Below are 19,817 nucleotides of genomic sequence, written 5' to 3'. Positions count from 1 at the left end.
AAAATCCCCCACGGCCCCCAGGTGCCCGGTCAGCGGGGCACGGCGGCCGAGGCGCACTCGGCCGCGAACTCGCACAGGGCCGTGCGGTCCTGGCGGCCGGTCTTGGCGAGCAGGCTCGCCATGTGCTTCTCGACGGTGCGCGGCGAGATGGAGAGGTGCCGGGCGATCTGCTGGTTTCCGGGCCGGTCCGGGAGGAGGACGAACACCTCGTACTCTCGCGGGGTGACGCCGCTGGTGCGCAGCGGGGCGGGGATGCGGTCGCGGCCGTCGCGGCGCTGCGGGGCGCTGGCCCCGGCCCTGCGCAGGGCGGCCCGGCAGGCGGAGGCGACGGGCTGGACCCCGGCCGCGTGGAAGTACTCCTCGGCGGTCCGCAGCCACCTCACCGGTTCGCCCCAGCCGTCGGCGACGGCGGCCTCCGCGACCAGCCGCAGCGCGAGATGGCGGGCGAGGGGGAAAGCCTCCCCGGTGCGCAGGGCCGACCGGACCGCTTCCGCGGCGCCCGCCGGGTCGCCGCCGCGTCCCCGGTGAACCGCGTCGGCCATGCCGAGGAAGAGCTTGTTCCAGGCGAGCTGGGCACCGTGCGAGGCGAGGGCCGCCCGGTGACCGGCGATGTCACCGGTGTCGTCCAGGGCACGTACGAGGGGGAGCAGGCCCCAGCGGCCGCCGAGGAAGTACAGGCTGGGCCGTTCGCGCTCCCAGGCCACCGCGGCCTCCAGGTGTTCCCGGGCGCCGCGGCGGTCCTCTTCGAGGAGGGCTCCGACGGCCAGGCACAGGCCACGCTGGAGCGGGACGAGCAGCGAGTCCTCGCCTCCGGCGCGCCGGAACCGCAGCAGCGCGGCGTCCCGCTCGCGGCGGTGCCCCTGGTGCGCGGCGAGGGTGGCGTCGGCGAGGAGGAGGTAGCGGTGGGCGGAGAGGTTGCGTACCCGGGCGGCGGCGTCGGCCGAGCGGTCGACGGTGGCGCGGGCCTTCTCCCAGTCGCCGCAGAGTACGGCGTTCATGGCGAGCAGCCCGTCCACCGTCTGGGTCAGCGCCAGGGCACCGAGTTCCCCGGCGGCGGTGCGGGCGGCCGCCAGCCGGGTCGCGTCGCCCGTGCGCAGGAAGGCGTTGGCGCCGAGCCGGACCAGGGCTTCCGTGCGCCAGGCGGCGAGCTGGTGGCGTTCGGAGACCTCGAGCATCCGCTCCAGGCAGGCGTCCGCCGCGTCGAAACCCTGGTCCCGGCTGAGCAGGCCGAGCAGTTGCCACGCCTGGCAGGCGACCACCGGCAGGCCGTGCTCCTCGGCGACGGCCGCGGCCCGGCGGGCGGCTTCGGCGGCGTCGGCGGTGCCGTCCTCGCCCGGGCCGCCGGGAAGCAGGACGAGGTGGCCCTCGACCACGGCGAGCGCGGCCTCCTGCCCGGGCGGCGGTGTGGGGCCGAGCAGGGCGCGGGCGGCGCGCACCCGGCGCCCCGCCTCCTCGGGGTGCTCGCCCATGACGGCGGCCCAGGCGACCCTGATGTGCGCGTCGGCGCGCTCCGCGGCGGCCGGTGTGCCGGGCGGCACCGGCGGCAGTCCGGCGGCCAGGGCGAACGCCTCGGCGAGCCGCCCGGCCTCGGCGAGGGCGACGGCGAGCGAGGCGGCGACCTCGGGGCGGCGGCCGTCGGGGATGAGTTCGCGGGCACGTTCGAGGAGAACGGCCGCGGAGCCGGCGGCTCCCTGGGCGAGCATCCGGCGGCCGGCCTCGGCGAGGTGCGCTCCCGCCGCGGCGGCGTCCCCGGCGGCCAGGTGGAGGGTGGCGAGGAGCTGGCGGGCGTCCTCGCTCATGGCGGGCCCCAGTTCCTCCAGGGCGTCGGCCGCCCGGCGGGCGGTGGCGGCCCGTTCGGCGGGGAGCAGGGCGGCGGTGAGGGCTTCGGCGGTGAGCGCGTGCCGGAAGGCGTACCGGTCGGGTGCGGCACCGTCGGGGGCGATGACGCCGGCCTCGGTGGCGGCGCGCAGATGGGCGAAGAGGGCGCGTTCCTCGTAGCCGAGGACGGTCTGGAGCAGGGGGACCTGGAAGGTGCTGCCCAGGGTGGCGGCGGCGAGCAGGAGTTCGCGGACGGGTGGGTCGAGGCGGTCCAGGCGTGCGGCCCAGCTGCGGACGATGCCGGTGGGGACGCCGCCCTCCGGGCCGTCCTCGCACCGCCAGCCGGTGTCCGTCCGTCGCAGGGTGCCGGAGTCGACCAGGTCGGCGAGGAGCACCTCCACCAGGTACGGGTTGCCGCCCGCGCGGCGCGCGATCCTGCGGTGGGCCTCGGCGGGTACCTCGCCGGGGGCGGCGTCCAGACACGCCTCGGTCATCCTGTGCACCTGCGTGTCGTCCAGCGGGCCGAGTTCGAGGACGGTGGCCGTCTGCCGGCCGGCGGCGGCCCGGGCGACGTCCAGGGCGGGGCCGGGCTCGGGTCTGAGGGTGCCGAGGAGGAGGACGGGCAGGTCGGCGAGGTTGTCGGCGACGTACTCGACGACGGCGATCGTCTCGGTGTCGGAGTCGTGCAGGTCCTCCAGGACCATGACGCAGCCGCGTTCCCGCCCGAGGACGGAGAGCAGACGCAGCAGGGCCTCGGCGAGTTCGACGACGGAGACGGCGAACCGGGGGCCGTGCCGCCATTCGGGCACCAGCTCGGACAGGGCGGGGCGGAAGGGGTCCAGTTCTGGTTCCTCGGGGGTGCCCGCGGCCCGGAACCGGGAGGAGAGGGCCTCCATCAGCGGCCGGTAGGGCACGACGAGCCCGGTGGAGGTGGCCCGTCCGCGCAGGACGGGCACCTCGCGGGCATACGCGTCGAAGGCGCACCGGCCCGCCAGCCGCGACTTGCCGATCCCCGCCTCGCCGACGAGGAACACCGCCCTTCCCGAGGACTGTCCGGCAGCGCCCAACGCCCTTTCCAGTAAAGCCGATTCGCTGTCCCGCCCGACGATGACCGAGGAAGTCGCACGCATGTGCGCAGGCTACTTGAGCGGGCCCCGGAGCGGCAGGGCGTGCCGCTCCGGACCGGCCCGGCGTCACTGCGGAGCGGTCATGGTGGTCCACGGCAGTTCGTGGGAGTAGGACGCCCCGCCCTCCGACGCGCTGAGGAGTCTGGAGCGCAGCCCGAGGGCGCCGGTGGTGAAGAGGGTGATGGCGCCGACCGGGTGTGCCCCGGCGCTCTCGCCGGCGCCGTCGGTCAGGTGGGTGGCAGCGTCGTCGATCTGCATGGGATGCCTCGATCCTTGGTCGGGAGGACGGTTGAGGTGCGCGGGCTTCGGTGCGGTGGTGCGTGGGCGCACGGGTGCGCAGCGGTCAGAGTCGGTGGTCGGGGGCCGTGAGCCGAGTGGGCTGGTCGAGGAGGAGTACGGAGGGCACGCGGCCGGGGAACCCGGCGCGCAGCAGCCCGTGCCCGATCCCCGCGAGGCCGGTGAGCAGCCCCGCGTGCGGGACGTGGTCGGGAGTGCCGCAGCGCGGCCCGTCGTCCTCGACCGCGGCCAGCAGCACGCCGGTGCGGTGGACGAGCCCGGCGCGGGCTCCGGCCAGGGCGGCATGGCCGAGGAGTTCGAGCCGGCCCGCCTCCCCGTGGCAGAGGCTGTCGTCGGGGCGGGGCTCGGCGTGCCGCAGAAGGTGGGCCGTCGTGGTGAGCCAGTCGGCCAGCGGGGGGTCGGCGAGAGCGGCGGGGCTGTCGGCGACGGCGAGGGCGGTGCCGGCCCGGCCGTGGCACCAGCCTCCTTGAGCGTCGTCCTTCGCCGTCGGGAACGGGGCGACAGCCGCCCGGAGCGCCTCCAGCCCCGCCTCCCGGAAGCGCGGGGAACCGGTCCGCTCGGCGTACCGCAGCAGTGCCCATCCCGTACCGGCCGAGCCGTCCAGGAACCCGGTCCCGGCGGGAGGGCCGGCGGCCACCAGCCGTTCCGCGCACCGTCCGGCGGCGCGCAGCGTCTCCGGACGTCCGGTGACGCGGTGTGCGGCGAGGAGCACCGCGAGCCCGCCGGCCGTTCCGGCGCCGACGCCCGTCTCACGCTCGCCCGCCGCCGCTGCCTCCAGCAGCCGCAGCGCCGCGGGAAGCGACTCGGCGCACACCGGCTCCCCGAGCAGCCGCTCCGTCTCCAGCAGGGTGTACGTGATCCCGCCGAGCCCGGCGAAGGCGCCCGAGCCCACGGCGGGCGGCGCGGTGGGGTCCTCGTGCAGGGCGTCCAGCAGCCCGGCCACCGGCGCCAGGGCCGCGCTCGCCGTCTCCGCGTACCGGGCGACACCGGTGACACCGGCGAGCTGGGCGAGGAAGAGGGCGGGGCCGCAGTAGCCCGCCGCGAGGTCGGCGGGCATCGGGCCGAGCCGCCAGTAGCGGTCGCCCAGCAGCTCCAGGCCGAGCCAGTTGGCGCGGTCCGCCGTGCGGTAGGCGAGGGAGACCAGCTGGTCCCCGAGGGAGCGGGCCGCGGCGAGGAGCCGTTCGGGTTCGGGCGCGGCGGCGGGCCGGGGGCCCCGCCCGGCCCCGGCGGGGTGGTGGACGGGCTCGGTGGAGGCGGAGACCATCGCGGCGCGGATCACCCACTCCTGGTCCTGCCGGTCCACGCTGTCGAGGGCCGCGATCTTGCTGGTGGCTCTGGCCAGTCCGGAGAGCGGCACCGTGCCGGGCACGGCACGGCCGCTGACCCCCCTCAGGGCGGTGCCGCCGGCCGGAACGGTGAAGACGGGCACGTCGTGGGACCAGAGCTGGGTGATCTCCTCGTCTTCCAGCCCGGGCAGGGCGGGGCGGCCCAGCGTGCCGTCCCTCAGCCGGGCGAGGACGGCGTCCCGCGCGCCGGCCTCGCGCATCAGCTCGGGGTGGGTGGTCTCGTCGAGGAGGGTGGCGTAGACGGCGGTGGGCCGCGCCACCACCCGCACCTCGTCCCGCCGGAACCGCTCCAGCAGCCCGGTGGGCCCGAGCAGTTCCGCACGCGCCTCGCCGAGGGCCGCGTAGGCCGCCCGGAACCCTTCGCGCAGCTCGGCCGTGTACGCGGCCGGTTCGGCGGGCCTTCCGTGCAGGCGGGGGCGGTTGGCGGACTCCCGGAACCGGCCGGGGCGCCGCACCAGCCGCATGGCGTCCGTCCCGCAGTCGGCCCACCCGGCGAGCGCCACGGGAGAGAGCGCGGCGCGGCCGCCGCCGACCGCCGACATGTCGAGCGCGCTGTCGTCGCCGAGAAGGAACTGCGGGAGCAGACCGACCCGGTGGACGGAGTCGTGCAGTGCCCTGCTCGCCGGGTCGTCGGAGTCGGCGATCGGCAGGGCCGGGTGGAAGAGGGTCTCCACGTCGACCAGGAGAGGGTGCTCGCCGTGGGCGATCAGGTTCTCGTGGTGCAGGTCGGTCCCGTCCAGGGCGTGCAGCAGGGCGAGCAGCGCGCCCTGCCGCCGGTAGAACTCCCGCACCTGCGGCCCGCTCCGGCAGGGCAGCACCTCCACGAACTCGACCCAGCCGTGGGTCCTCCTGTCGACCACGGTCAGCGTGCGCAGCCGGGGCGCGCCGGGCAGGCGGCCGAGCCAGTCGGCGAGGTCGTTGAAGTGGCGGTGCACGGCGACCGGACGGGGCTTGTACACCAGCCGCGCGCCGTCCGCGAAACGCAGCAGCGCCACCGTCCGGCCGCCGCCGTGGCTGTCCCCCGCCCCGGCCTCGACGTCGACGAGCAGATGTCCGTCCGCCCCGCACGGGAGCCCCGCCTCCGCCAGGGCCGCCTGGTCGGCGGCGAGTCGGTGCAGCAGTTCGGCGAAGGCGTCGGCCGCGTCGAGGCTGACCCGGCCGAGCAGGCGGGCGAGGACCGGATGGGCCGTCAGCAGAGCGGTGAGGCCCTGCCGCTCCCCCACCTGCCGCAGGAACTCCCGGAACCGGGCCCTGCTGTCGTCACCGGCGAGCCCGCCCGCCTCTCGTGCCCGGTGCAGTTCGGTCACGAGGACGCGGGCGGCGATCCGGGCCAGTCGCGGCCCGAGCGCCCGGACCAGTCCGGCACGGACGGCGGTCAGGTCGACGAGCCGCCGCTCCGCGCCCCCGAGAGCCGCCACCATCCGCTCCCCCGCCGCCTCGGCGAAGGGTGCCAGCACCCGCTCGAACCCGCTGAGACCTTCGTACCGCCCGTCGGGCGGGGTGAGGACTGCCGGCGTGGTGGCGAGCACCCGCTCGACCCACACCGCCCAGTCCGGCACCTGCCCGGTCCGCTCCCCCGGGCGCAGGGCCGGTACCCACCAGGCCCCGCCCCCGGTGTGCCGCTGACCGTTCTCCAGCAGGGCAACCGCCCCCCGTCCGGCGGGGCGGGCGTCGCCGCACCCCGGTCCCGAAGCGTTCCGCTCCAACGTCCCACCCCCTCGATCCCGACGCGGAACCTGTCGGCCCGCGGCGTGACCCATCGTGCCGCGTGGGGGAGGGGGGCACATGGGGGTCGGGCCCCCATCTTTCCTGGCGGGCGGGGGGAGGGCCGAGCGGGCAGGCCGGGACGGCCCGCCCTCACCTCCGTGCGGCTGGGCACGTACACCGCCGCGCGGCCGCCCCGGTACGGGGATGCCGGTGCGCGAAGGCGTTGACAAGAGTCTCCGGGCCCTAAGATCATGAGCCGCACGCCACGTCCCCCACGCGCACGACCCGAGCGGACACGCCGGTCGCATCACGGGCCGCACCCCCTCATCACCCTCTTCCGGGAAGCGTTTTCCGGTAGCACGAACGTGGCCGGGGTCCCGAACGCACCGAGACACATCTGACGCTGACGCTGCTTTTGCGACAGCCCTGGCGTCGGGAGACGATGCTCATGGAGGAGTGGCCGACGTGCACGAGGTGTACGGCCCGGCGCTCCTGACGGACTGGTGAGGCCGATGTCGCAGGCAGGAACGGCTGACGCCGGCGAGTCGTCTTCAGGGGCCACCGGAGGAGGCCGGGCGAGCGCGCACGGAGGCGGCGAGGGGCAGGGCGGAGGGACGGGTGGGCGCTTCCGCGCGGTTGTCGGCGCCTACGCGGTGTCCGGCTACGGCAACTACCTGAACCTGATCGCGCTGAGCCTGTTCTCGTTCCAGGTCACCGGCTCGGCCTTCGGTGTCGGCGCGCTGATGGCGCTGCGCCTGTTCGCCGGATTCCTCGCCGGGCTCGGCTCCGCCGCGCTGGCGGCCCGGACGACCCGCCTGCGGATCATGGTCGGCGCGGACATCGGTCAGGGCGTCGCCATGACCGTCCTCGCTCTCTGCGCGGACCGCGCACCGGTGTGGCTGCTGGGCTGCGCCGTCGTCGTGACGGGCGCGGGGAACGTCTGCTTCACCGTGGCTCTGCGCAGCGCGGTTCCCGCCATGGTCGGTCCGGAAGCCCGCACGCGGGCGAACGGGTTGCTGGTCACGGGGCGGTCGATCGCCACGGTGCTGGGGTTCGCCTCCGCCGCCCCGGTCATCGCCTTCGGTGGGTACGGGGCCGCGTTCGCGTTGAACGCGGCGAGTTTCGCGGTCTGCGCCGTGGCCCTGCTGGCACTGCGGCCGCGCACGGACGGGGAGGACCGGGGGGCGGAGGAGCCCGGCCGGGAGGAGAGCGCCGGGCGCCCTGGGCGCCGGCGGCCGTGGCGGGGCGCGGCCGGTCTTCCCGGGCTGCTGCTCGGGATGATCCTGCTCCGGGGGGTCGACGCCCTCGCCTCCTCCTCGCACAACGTCGCGCTGCCCGTGGTCGCCCACGCCGCGGAGCCGTCCGCCCCGGCCCTGTTCATGACCCGCTTCTGGGTCGCCTGGGCCGTCGGCACTATCGCCGCCCACCTGGTGCTGAAACGTGCCGGCAAAGGAACGGCGTGGGGTGAACGTGCCTTCGCCTGGGGCACGCTGGCGATGTCGGTGTGCTTCGTGGCGGCCTTCACCGGCCTGCCCGCCGCCGGCCTCGTCGCGGTCGCCGCCTGCGCGGGCTTCGCGGACGGCTGGACCGAGATCGTCTACACCTCGCGTCTGCAGGCGGCGCCGGACCGTCAGCGCAGCCGGCTGTTCGGCATGTCCGCCACGGCGGAGACGGCCGGCTTCGCCGTGGGCACCGTACTCGCAGCGGCGGCCCTCGAAGCGCTGCCCGCCCTGAGCGTGGTCGGGGTCTTCCACGGTACGGCGGTGCTGGCGGCGCTGCTCCTGCTGGCGTTCGCCGCCACCGCGGCCCGGTCTCCGTCGCGCACCCACGGATCAGAAGGGGACACACATGGAACGCGTCCAGGGACAGGCACTCCTCCGGGGGCCTGAGCCCGCATACGGCGAGCACGATCCGCACAGCCCCGTGGACGCCCTGCTCCGCGCCGCCGGCGCGGCGACGGGCGCCGGAGTCGTGACTCTCACGACGGACGGAACCCCGGCCGGCCTGCCGTATCCCCACCTCCTGGCGCAGGCTCGCCGGCTTCTCGGCGGGCTGCGGGAGCGGGGGCTGCGGGCCGGTGACGTCGTGGTGTTGTGCGGGTTACCCCTCGCGGAGTTCTTCCCCGCCTTCTGGGCCTGTCTCCTGGGCGGGGCGCAGCCGGCAGCGATCGCGGAGCGGGCCGTTCCCGGCTCCCCCGCGTACGAGCGTCTGCTGCACGCCTGCACGACGCTGGACGCCGCCCTGGTTCTCACCGACGGTCCCGGGGCGTGGGACCTGACGGCCGCCGCTCCGCACCTGCGGGTCGCCGTCGCCGAGGAGTGTCTGGGCGCGCACCCGGCCGAGGACCACGCCGAGCCCGCCGGGGCCGAGGTCGCGCTGCTGATGCTGTCCTCGGGCAGCACCGGTGCCCCCAAGGCGGCGCGCCTGACCCACGCCGGCCTGACGGAGTTCGCCGCGAGCGCACGCCGGGCACTGGACGTACGGCCGGACGACACGATGGTGAACTGGCTGCCCGTCGACCACAGCGGGGCGTTCCTGCTGTACCACCTGCTGGCGGTCTTCGCGGGGTGCACCAACGTCCACTCCCCCACCGACCGTGTCCTGGCCGAGCCGCTGCGCTGGCTCGACCTCCTCGAGACCTACGAGGCGCGGCACAGCTGGGCCCCGACCTTCGCCTACGGGCTGGTCGCCGACGCCCTCGCCGAAGCTCCTTCCCGCAGCTGGGACCTGAGCCGCCTCAGGACACTGCTCTGCGGCGGTGAGCGGGTCGTGCTGCCGGTGCTGCGCCGCTTCCTCGACGCCACCGCCGCCTCCGGGGTCCGGGAAAGCCACATCGTGCCGGCCTGGGGGATGGCCGAGACGGTCACCGCCGTCACCTACGGCCGGCTGGACCGGCCCGGCACCGTGCACCGCCTGCTCAAGAGCAGTCTGGGCGGCGGCCTGGTGCGGGCCGACGAGAAGACCCCGGACGAGGAGTGCGCCACCTTCGTCGCGTCGGGCTCTCCCGCGCAGGGAGTCACGCTGCGGATCGTGGACGACGCCGGCCGGCTCGCGCAGCCGGGCAGCATCGGCCGCCTCCAGGTGCGTACACCCGCTCGTCTCACACCAGGCTACGTGAACAACCCGGACGCCGACGCGGAGGCGTTCCCCATGGGAAGGGACTGGCTGGACACCGGCGACCTGGCCTTCCTCGACGAGGGGCAACTCGTGCTCACCGGCCGGCGCAAGGACCTGATCGTCGTCAACGGTCACAACGTGTACTGCCACGAGGTCGAGGACGCGGCCACGGCCGTCGCGGGGGTCCGCCAGGGCGAGGTCGCGGCGTGCGGTGTCCCGGACGAGGCCGGCGGTACGGAGCGGCTGGCCCTGTTCTTCGTGAGCCGGGGCGCGGACGAGGACCGGCGGATCTCCCGGGAGATCAGGGCCGAGCTGTTCTCCCGGCTGCGTCTGACCGCGGCCCGGGTCCTGCCCGTCGCTCCCGGCGACTTCCCGAGGACTCCGGCGGGCAAGGTGCGTCGCGCCGAGCTGCGCCGCAGACTGCTCACCGAAGGCGGCACCGCCACCGCACGGTCCGTCGTCGGCGCCCTTTCGGGCGACCTGACCGGGGCGGTGTGCGAGGAGATCGGCGCCCTGCTCGGGAACGCCGTGGACCCGCACGTGCCGTTCTACGAGCTGGGACTGGACTCCCTGCTCCTCACCCGGCTCCGCTCCCGCCTCGAGACCCGGCTCGCGGTGCCCGTCCCCCAGACCGTCTTCTTCGAGCACCCCACGGCCGCCGCACTCGCCGCGCACCTGTCCTGCGCCCCCGCACCGCCGCCGCGCCCCGCGGCCGAGGACACGGCCACGGCCACGGCCACGGCCACGGCGGACGACGCGGCCGAGCGCCGCGTCGCGGTCATCGGCATGTCGTTGCGCTTTCCCGGCGCGGACTCGCCCGACGGATTCTGGGCGAACCTGCGCGACGGCGTGGACAGCGTACGGGTCTTCGACGAGGAGCAACTCGCCGCCGCCGGCGTCTCCGCGGAGCAGCGGCACGCCGCCGGTCTGGTGCCGGTCGGCGGCGTCGTCGACGGGGCCGACGACTTCGATCCGGAGTTCTTCGGGATGAGCCCCGCGGAGGCCGGCCTGACCCATCCCGCGCACCGGCTCTTCCTGGAATGCTGCCACGAGGCGCTGGAGGACGCGGGGCGCGCGGCACCCGAACACGGCGCCGTCACCGGCGTGTTCGCCGGCGCGGCCATGCACCTGTACGACCACCAGAGCCCGCCCGCGTACGCACCCGCGGCTCCGGGGGACCCGGCAGCGGGCATGCAGGCGGCCATCGGCAGGGAGTCCGACTTCCTCGCCTCCCGTGTCGCCTACCGGCTGGGGCTCACCGGCCCCGCCATCGGCGTGCAGACGGCCTGCTCCACCTCGCTGGTCGCCGTCCACCTGGCCGTGCGGGCGCTGCTGAGCGGCGAGGTGTCCATGGCGCTGGCGGGCGCTGCGGCCGTACACCTGCCGCAGGAGAGCGGCTACCAGGGCCACCCCGGGTCGGTCCTGTCCCCCACCGGACGCTGCCGGGCCTTCGACGCGGAGGCCGACGGCACCGTCGGCGGCAACGGTGTCGCCGCCGTGCTGCTCAAACGGCTCGACCACGCGCTGGCCGACGGCGACCGCGTGCACGCGGTCATTCTCGGCTCCGCCGTCAACAACGACGGGGCGGGCAAGGCCGGCTTCAGCGCGCCGGGCGTCGCGGGCCAGGTGGAGGTGGTCCGCCAGGCCCTGAGCAGGGCCGACGTGCCCGCCGAGACCATCTCGTACGTGGAGGCCCACGGCACCGGCACGCCGCTCGGCGACCCGGTGGAGCTGGAGGCGCTGGGCCGGGCGCTGGGCGAAGGGACCGGGCGGACCGGATTCTGCACGGTGGGCTCGGTGAAACCCAGTATCGGCCATCTCGACAGCTGCGCCGGGATGGCCGGATTGCTGAAGACGGTCCTGATGCTGCGCCACCGCACCCTGGTCCCCACACTGCATCTGGAGCGGCCCAACCCGGAACTGCGTCTGGAGGGCGGCCCCCTCGTCCTCGCCACCGAGCTGCGGCCGTGGACGACTCCCGAGGGAGTGCCCCGCAGAGCCGGGGTCAGCGCGCTGGGGGTCGGTGGCACCAACGCGCACGTGGTACTGGAGGAACCACCCCCTCGGTCAGCACCCGCGATTCCCGAACTGCCGTTCCTCGTCCCGGTGTCCGCCCGCGACCCCGAGGCGCTGGAGCAGCTGGTCGGTCTGGTCCGCGAACGGCTGCGGAAGGAGCCGGAGCTCCCCGCGGCGGACGTGGCGGCCACGATGGCGTTGGGCAGGCGCCACCGGGCCTCGCGGGCGACGGCCGTCGGGCGGACAGCCGAGGAGCTGGCCGCCTCCCTGGAGGACCGGCACGGCGGGCCGCCTGCCCCGCAAGGCCCGCCGGCGTTCGCCTTCGCCGGCCAGGGCACCGCCCGTCCCGGCATGGCGGGCGGTCTCCACGCCGCCCATCCGGTCGCCCGGCAGGTCCTCGACCGGTGCGCGGAAGTGTACGGGGACGAGTTCGGCGGCACGCTGCTCACGCCTCTGCTGGACGGTTCCGCGAAGGACGTCACCTGGCCCACCGAGACCGCGCAGGCCGCGCTCTTCGCCCACCAGGCGGCGCTCGCCGAGGTGTGGCGCGCCGCCGGCGTGCGTCCGCGCCTGCTGTTCGGCCACAGCGTCGGCGAGTACGGGGCCCTGTACACGGGCGGCGGCCTCACGCTCGAAGACGGTCTGCGGCTCACGGCGTGGCGCGGGCGCCTGATGCGGGCGTCCTGTCCCCCGGGCGGCATGATCGCGGTGCGGACCGGGCCGACGGGGGCGGAGCGCGTCGCGCGGGCGGCGGGGGCCGTCGTGGCGGCGTTCAACGGGCCCCGCGCGCAGGTGCTCTCCGGTTCGCCCGAGGCCCTGGACGAGGCGGTGCGCCTGCTGGACCGGGAGGCCGTGCGATGGCGGGCGCTCCCGGTCGACCGGGCGTTCCACTCCCCGGACGTCGAACCGGCTCTGGAGGAGTTCCGCGCGTACGCGGAGGGGGTGGCCTACAGCCCCCTGCACACTCCGGTGGTGACGGCCGCCGACGGACGGGTCCGGCAAGTGGGCTGGACGCCGGACGCCGGCTACCTCCTTCGCCAGGCACGCGAACCTGTCAGGTTCGACCTGGCCATGGCCGCCGCGTCGGCGGAGGGGTGCGAGGACTTCGTGGAGCTCGGGGCGGGAGACACCCTCACCGGTCTCGGACGTCATTGCGTTCCGCGCAGCCGCTGGCTCGGCGGGCAGGGCACCGGACGTGACGCCCCGGACCAGGCGCACGGGCTCCTGCTGTCGCTGGGGGCGGTGTACCGCGCCGGCACCGACCTGCACTGGCAGGTGGTCAACGGCGGCGGGAGCAGGGTGCCGCTGCCGGGACACCCGCTGCGCAGGCGCCGGATGACGGGTCCCGCCACGCCACCGCCGGCCACACCTCCGAAGGAGTCCGACGTGCCGGACCACCTGCTCTCCCACGTACGCCGTCTGACCGCCGCCAAGCTCGGCCTGGAGGTACCGGACGTCGAACCCGACACGTCGTTCTTCGAGCTGGGCGCGGACTCGCTCGCGCTGATGGGCATGACGGCGGCGCTGGAGGAACGGTACGGCGCGCGTGTCCCGGTGCGGGAGCTCTTCTCCACCGCCGACACCCCGCGTGCGCTGGCAGAACGTCTCGCTCAATTGGGCGCCGGGCCGGCGTCGGCCTCCGGCGACGAGAGGAGCGGAACGGAACAGCGGCCGCAGCGGGAGGAGGCGCCCGTCACCGCCGCCGCGCCACCGGCACCCTCCCCCGCGGACCCCGGTCCGGAGGCTGCGGGCGGGCTGCTCGCGTTGCTCGGGCAGCAGTTGAAGCTCACCGAGCAGCTCGTCGAGCAGGTGACCGGGGTGATGTCCCGGCAGCTCGACGTCCTCGCCTCCACCGCGGTCCCGGCCGCTCCACCGGCCGATCCGGCACCCGCCACCCCGCCCGCCCAGGACCTTCCCCGGCCCGGGCCCGCCGACCGGCGTCCGACGGCGCCCGCGGCGCCGGTGCCCGTCCCTCGCTCGGCACCGGACAGCCACGACACACGGCGGCCGCCGGACGCGTCGCGAGGCTGCGACTTCAGCCTGTACTTCTTCGGCGACTATCCCGAGGAGGGCGAGAGCGACAAGTACGCGCTGATCATGGAGGCCTCGGCCTACGCGGACGAGCAGGGTTTCCATGCCCTGTGGCTCCCCGAGCGCCACTTCAACTCCTTCGGCGCTCTCTTTCCCAACCCCTCCGTGCTCGCCGCGGCACTCGCGGCGAGCACCCGGAACATCCGGCTGCACGCCGGATCGGTCGTCCTTCCTCTGCACCACCCGGTGCGGGTCGCCGAGGAGTGGTCGGTGGTCGACAACATCTCCGGCGGCCGGGCGGGCCTCTGCGTCGCGAGTGGCTGGCACGCCACCGACTTCTCACTCGCCCCGCACCACTTCGGACGCCACCGCGAGGTGATGTACGAGCAGCTGGACACGGTGCGCCGGCTCTGGTCGGGGCAGCCGCTGCCGGTGGCCGCCGGCGACGGCGAGGACGTCGAGATCCGTCTGCACCCCGCTCCTCTGCAGCGCGAACTCCCCCTGTACGTGGCGGTCGTGGGGAACCCGGACAGCTATCGCCGGGCCGCCGCCGAGGGCCTGGGGGTGGTCACCAACCTGATGACGCAGACGGTCGAGCAGCTGGCGGAGAACATCGCCCTGTACCGCCGCACGAGGGCCGAGCACGGGCTCGATCCGCAGACCGGCCGGGTGGTGGTACTGGTCCACACGTACCTCGACGAGGACGGGGCCCGGGCGCGGGCAGAGGCGTACCGGCCGTTCGTGTCGTACCTGCGTTCCTCCCTCTCCCTGTTCGGCCAGGTGACCAACAGCCTCGGTCTCACCGCCGACCTCGACAACACGCCCGAGGAGGACGTGGAGTTCCTGCTCCAGCGGGCCTACGAGCGCTACTGCGCCTCCCGCGCCCTGATCGGCGACGAGGAGACCGCCGCCGAGACGGTACGCCGCCTGACGGAGGCCGGCGCGGACGAGATCGCGTGCTTCGTCGACTTCGGTGTCCGGAAGGAGAAGGTACTGGCCGCCCTTCCGGTGCTCGACCGCCTCCGCCGTCGCGCGGGCCGGGGCGGTACGGAGCCGGCGGCGTCGCAGCCGCAGCGGCTCCCGCTCACCCCCGCGCAGCGCCGCATCTGGTTCCTGGAGCAGCTGCATCCGGGGACCGCCATGTACCACGAGCCGAAGGCGATCCTGCTGGACGGTCCCCTGGACACGGCCGCCCTGCGCCGGGCCCTCCAGCGTGTGGCCGAGCGCCACCCGGCCCTGCGCACCGTCTTCCTGGACGACGACGGCGTCCCGTACCAGGAGATCCGCGACCAGGTCCGGCTGGACTGCCCGGTGGAGGAGTGCACCGGGGCCACGGTGGAGGAGGCGCTCGGCAGCGCGCTCGCCACGGAGGGCCGCAGGCACCTCGGTCTCCGTGAGAGCCCGCTGGTGACGGCGCGGCTGCTGCGCCTGGCCGGCGAACGGCATCTGCTGTTCCTCCTGGCCCACCACATCGTCTTCGACTCGGCCTCCACGGCGGTGCTCGTCCGCGATCTCGCGGCCTGCTACCGGGCGGAGCGCGGTGTCGCCCCCGCGCCGCCGCCCCCGCGGCCGGTGGCCCCGGGCCCCCCGTCCGACCAGGCGGCGTCCCTCGCGTTCTGGCGGCGCGAGCTGGCGGGGGCCCCGGAGCTCGCTCTCCCCGTCGACCGGCCCCGGCCTCCGGTCAGATCAGGGGACGGGGCAAGCCTCACCCACGAACTCGACGCGGAACTCACCGGCGCGCTGAAGGCGTTCGCGGCGAGGACCCGCGTCACCCTGTTCATGGCCCTGACCGGTGCCGTCGCGGCGGTGCTCAGCCGGCTGAGCGGCCAGGAGGACGTGGTCCTCGGCACGGTCCTCAACGCCCGGCCGGCCGGCGCGGACCACCATGTCGGCCTCTTCCTCGACACCGTCCCCCTCCGGCTCGATCTGGCCGGCGACCCGGACTTCCCCACCTTGCTGCACCGGGTGCGCGTGGCCACCGCCGCCGCCTTCGAGCACAGCGGAGTCCCCTTCGACGCACTGGTGGAGGAGCTCGCCCCACGCCGGGACCCGGGGCGGAACCCGCTCTTCCAGGTGATGGTGGAGTACGAGAACGAGAGTGAGGTGGAGTTCGACCCCGCCGGGCCGGGGGCGACACTGATCGACGTACCGAGCGCACGAGCCCCGTTCGACCTGAGTGTCTACCTCACCCACCACGCGGACGGTGTGCGGTTCATGGTCGAGTACGACACGGCCCTGTTCGACGAGGCCACCGTCGCCCGCTTCACGCACCACGTGGAACAGGTACTGCGCCGGACCCTGCGGACCCCTCACGCGCCGCTGGGGGAACTGACGGCCCCGAGCGGCGCCGATCGCGCGGCTCTCGCGCGGATGGGGCGCCTGGACGAGGCGCAGCCGGTCGTCGAGGACACCCTGCACGGGCTGTTCGAGCGCCAGGCACGGCGGACCCCGCACGCCGTCGCGCTGGTGAGCGGAGAGCGAACCGTCTCGTACGGCGAACTGGACGGCCGGGCGAACACGCTCGCCCACGACCTGCGCGCGAAAGGAGCCGCACCTGGCGAGCGCGTGGCTCTGCTGCTTCCTCGCGGCCCGGAGCTGATCGCGGCTGTGCTGGGGGTGCTCAAGAGCGGCGCCGCCTATCTGCCGCTCGACCCCTCGCTGCCCACCGCCCGGCTGGCCCGGCTGCTCGACGACGGCGCGCCCGTGACGCTGCTGACCACGGCCTCCGTCCTCACCGGCCACCCCGGAATCGGGACGGAGGGAGCCCCATGGACCGTGCGCCTGGTGGAGGAGGTCGAGGGCGGGCCCACGACACATCCGCCGGAGGGCGGTGCGGGCCCCGAGGACCCCGCGTACTGCATCTACACCTCGGGCTCCACAGGTGACCCCAAGGGGGTCGTCGTGCCCCACCGCGGCCCGGTCAACCTCGTGCGGGGGCTCGGGGTGAGCCATGCGGCGCCGCGCACCCTCCAGTGGACGTCGCCGGCGTTCGATGTGAGCGTGCAGGAGATCTTCACGACCCTGTGCACGGGCGCGGAACTCGTACTGATCGAGGACGAGGTGCGGCACGATGCGGCGGCGGTCACCGAGGCGGTGCGGCGCCACGGTGTGGAACGGTTGTTCATGCCGTGCACGCCGCTCAGGTACCTCCTGGAGACCGGACCCGACCTGCCCTCGCTGCGCGAGGTGTACTCGGCGGGCGAGGCACTGCACCTGACGCCCGCCTTCCGCCGCTTCCTCGCCACGCACCCCGGATGCGCCCTGTACAACCAGTACGGGCCGACGGAGACCTCCGTCATCGTCACCTCGCACCGCGTGGACCGGGACGGCGGGGCGTGGCCACCGGTCGGCACGCCGGTGCCGGGCGCGCGGATCATCCTGCGGGACCACGCCGGGCGGGAGGTGCTGCCCGGGGCGGTCGGAGAGATCCACGTGGGCGGGGCCCCGGTGGCGTACGGCTACCACGGCCGGGTCGCGGAGACGGCCGACGTCTTCCTCACGGACGGCTCGGGTTCCGTGCTGTACCGGACAGGGGACCTCGGGCGCTGGCGCACCGACGGCACCCTCCAGTACTGCGGCCGGACGGACGACCAGGTCAAGATCCGGGGCCACCGGGTCGAGCCTGCGGAGGTGCGGACGGCGCTCAGCGCCCTGCCCGGCGTCCGGGACGCGGCCGTCGTCTCCCGCCTCGACCGGCACGGCGACCACGAACTGGTCGCCTACGTGGTGCCCACGGAGCCGGACGGCGACCGGCCGGACCTGCGCGCGGCGCTCTCCGCGGTACTCCCCGGCCACCTGGTGCCGCGTCACCTGGTGCACCTGGACCGCCTGCCGGTGAACACCTCGGGCAAGCTGGACCGGGCGGCACTACCCGAGCCCGGACCGGACCTCACGGCGGCGGACGGGGACGAGGAGCCCGCCACCCCCACCGAGAAGGCCCTGCACGAGCTGTGGTGCGAGGAACTCGACGTGCCCCGGGTGCCGGTCACCCGCTCCTTCTTCGAGGCCGGGGGCCACTCCCTGAGCGCGATCCGCGTGCTGAACCGGATGGCGGAGCAGCTGGACGTCGAACTGTCCATGGCGGAGTTCTTCCTGACCCCCACGATCCGCGCCCTCGCGGAACGCGGTGACCGGCCCGGCCCCGCCGGTGAGGTGGCCGACTCGGTGCCGCTGACCTCCACACTGCGCAGGCTGTGGCACCGGCACCACGCCCACGCCCATCCGGCCGTCTACAACATCGCGCACCGTGTCGACCTGCGGGGTGCGCTCGACCCGCGGCACCTGGCGGGCGCCCTGAGGGACCTGGTGGGCCGCCATCACGCGCTGCGGGGCAGAGCCTCGCACCACGACGGTGAGTACCGGTTCGAGGTACTGGCGCAGGTGCCCGTGGAGCTGCCGCTGGACGACCTGACGGCGCGGTCCGACGACGAGGTCGATCGGTGGTGCCGGGAGCAGGCCACACGCCCGTTCGCGATGGACCGGGCGCCCCTGTTCCGCTTCCGGCTGGCACGGCTCGGCCCGGATCACTGGGTGCTGGTAACGGTCTTCCACCACGCCGTGTGCGACGGCTGGTCCCTGGGGGTCGTCCGGCGCGAACTGCGGGAGCTGTACGACGCCCGGCAGGCGGGCTCCGGATACTCACCGGCGCCGCCGGCGGTGCAGTTCACCGACTGCGCGCGGCGGGAGCACGCGCTGAGCGGCGACCGCAGGGCGGAGCTCGAAGAGTTCTGGCGGACAGAGCTCGAAGGGGTCCCCCTGCGCCTGCCACTTCCGTACGACCGGCCGCGGCCGGCGACGCTCTCCGGCGCGGGAGCGCTGCACACCTGGCGCGTCGGAGGACCCGTCCCGGGACAATTGGCCGAGGCGGCCGCCACTCTGGGGACGACGCCCTACGTCGTGCTGGCCGCGACGTTCGCCACCTGGGCCGGCGGGCTCTGCGGGGGCCTGCCCGACGTCGTGCTGGCCGCGTCCAGCGCCAATCGTTCCGCGGCCGAGCGGGCCGGGGTGGTCGGTTTCCTGGGCGACGCCGTCCTCGTGCGCGCACGGCTGGGCGCGGCCGACACCTTCGCCGACCTGGTGCGGCAGTTGGGCGCGACCCTCTTCACCGCCCTCGACCACCAGGACCTGCCCCTGACCGAGGTGGTGGAACTGGTGTCGGGGGAGACCGTGGAGAACCTCTTCCCCACCGTGCTGTTCTCGGTGGTCACCACACCGCCGCCGGACCTTCCCCTGCGCGGCCTGACCACCTCGGTACGTGACCTCCCGACGTCCGGGGCGGCCCGCAACGAGCTGTACGTGGTCGTGGTCCCCGGACCCGGGGAACTCACCGTCACCTTCGAGTACTCGACGGACCTCTTCGACGAAGCCACCGTCACCGCCTGGGCCGACGACTTCACCGAGCTCCTGAAGCAGGTCCTGCCGACATCGTGATCACGGGCCCCAGGTCTTCCCGGCGGTCAGCCTCGCCGGGAAGACCTCCCCCTGCATCCGCCACGGACCCGGGCACCGTCGAGGTCAGGTACGAGGGGCGTCAGGGCGAGACCATCCGGGTGGCGCGGACGCCCTGGGGACGGTACGAAGCGGTGGACACGGGCTTCGTCTCCTGGGGGATCGCGGTACTGGCGCCTCTGCTGCCGCTCGGGGCGGCAGCCGCTGCCGGGGCCCTTGCCGTCAGAGAGATCCGCCGGGCGAGGCGAACGGACGGCTGCGGCAGAGCCGCGTGACTTCTCGCGGCAGGAGGCGGTCACCGGAATGGCACGCGCCCGCGCGTTTCTCCCCGCCACGGGGCCCCGTCAGGCGGCGGTCGGCTGCCATGCCTCCTGGAAACGGCGGCGGGCCCGGTGGAGCCGGGAGCGGACCGTGCCGACGGGGAGGGCGAGGGTCTCGGCCATCTCCACCTCGTTCAGGCCGTACACACGAAGGGTCAGCACCTGGCGGTGGGCCTCGGACATGCGGTCCAGGACGTCGTTGATGTGGACGGCGTCGAGTGAGTGGGGTTCGTGCCGCGAGTCCACCTCAGGGCTCGTCGTCTCGCGGCCCAGGCGCCTGGCCGTGCGGACCGCCTCCCGCACGGTGACCGAGCGGACCCACCCGTAGAAGGCGGCGGGCTCCCGCAGCCCCGGCAGGCCGCGGTAGATCGCGAGGAGCGCCTCCTGCCGGGCGTCGGAGCCGTTGTCGTGGGCGACCGAGCGGCAGACACGGGTGACGTAGGGGGTGATGTGCAGCAGCAGGTCGTTCATCGCCTGCTCGTCGCCCGCCCTCGCCCGCGGCAGCAACCGGTCCACGGGGGCGGGCAGTTCGTGCGCGGTGTTCATGGGGTGCTCTCCTTGCGGGGAGGACGGTGCGGGCGGGCCGGTCG

At 75.0% G+C, this 19,817-nt stretch carries 6 protein-coding genes; 2 read left to right on the top strand and 4 right to left on the bottom strand.

What is annotated here, in order from left to right; all coding sequences use genetic code 11:
• Window positions 1–29: 29 nt before the first annotated feature.
• From OIM89_RS29435 to OIM89_RS29425, 3 genes are all read right to left on the bottom strand, one after another.
• A complete protein-coding gene (locus tag OIM89_RS29435) occupies window positions 30–2,948 on the bottom strand; it encodes a helix-turn-helix transcriptional regulator (protein ID WP_226964892.1) in 2,919 nt (972 codons plus the stop codon).
• Window positions 2,949–3,011: 63 nt separating this feature from the next.
• On the bottom strand, window positions 3,012–3,203 hold the full coding sequence (locus tag OIM89_RS29430) for a hypothetical protein (protein ID WP_003946487.1): 192 nt from the start codon (window positions 3,201–3,203) through the stop codon (window positions 3,012–3,014).
• Window positions 3,204–3,288: 85 nt separating this feature from the next.
• Window positions 3,289–6,294: a type 2 lanthipeptide synthetase LanM family protein gene (locus OIM89_RS29425; RefSeq protein ID WP_151170310.1), complete on the bottom strand. Its 3,006-nt coding sequence runs from the start codon at window positions 6,292–6,294 to the stop codon at window positions 3,289–3,291.
• Between the two features lie 654 nt (window positions 6,295–6,948).
• On the opposite strand from OIM89_RS29425, the gene OIM89_RS29420 reads away from it, so the two are divergent.
• Window positions 6,949–8,184, top strand: a complete 1,236-nt coding sequence (locus tag OIM89_RS29420; RefSeq protein ID WP_051727140.1) for an MFS transporter — start codon at window positions 6,949–6,951, stop codon at window positions 8,182–8,184.
• Entirely contained in the window at window positions 8,144–18,889 is a 10,746-nt protein-coding gene (locus OIM89_RS29415) for a non-ribosomal peptide synthetase/type I polyketide synthase (protein WP_264491752.1), read from the top strand. Before OIM89_RS29420 ends, OIM89_RS29415 begins: the two co-directional genes overlap by 41 nt.
• A 362-nt stretch (window positions 18,890–19,251) precedes the next feature.
• Here the strand turns inward: OIM89_RS29415 and OIM89_RS29410 are convergent, their stop codons facing one another.
• Window positions 19,252–19,773 (bottom strand): RNA polymerase sigma factor, encoded by a 522-nt coding sequence (locus OIM89_RS29410; RefSeq protein ID WP_003946493.1) that lies wholly within the window; start codon window positions 19,771–19,773, stop codon window positions 19,252–19,254.
• Window positions 19,774–19,817 lie beyond the last annotated feature (44 nt).

Source organism: Streptomyces sp. BI87, assembly GCF_025957665.1.
Classification (GTDB): domain Bacteria; phylum Actinomycetota; class Actinomycetes; order Streptomycetales; family Streptomycetaceae; genus Streptomyces; species Streptomyces albidoflavus.
This window is presented reverse-complemented; position numbering and strand designations above follow the sequence as displayed.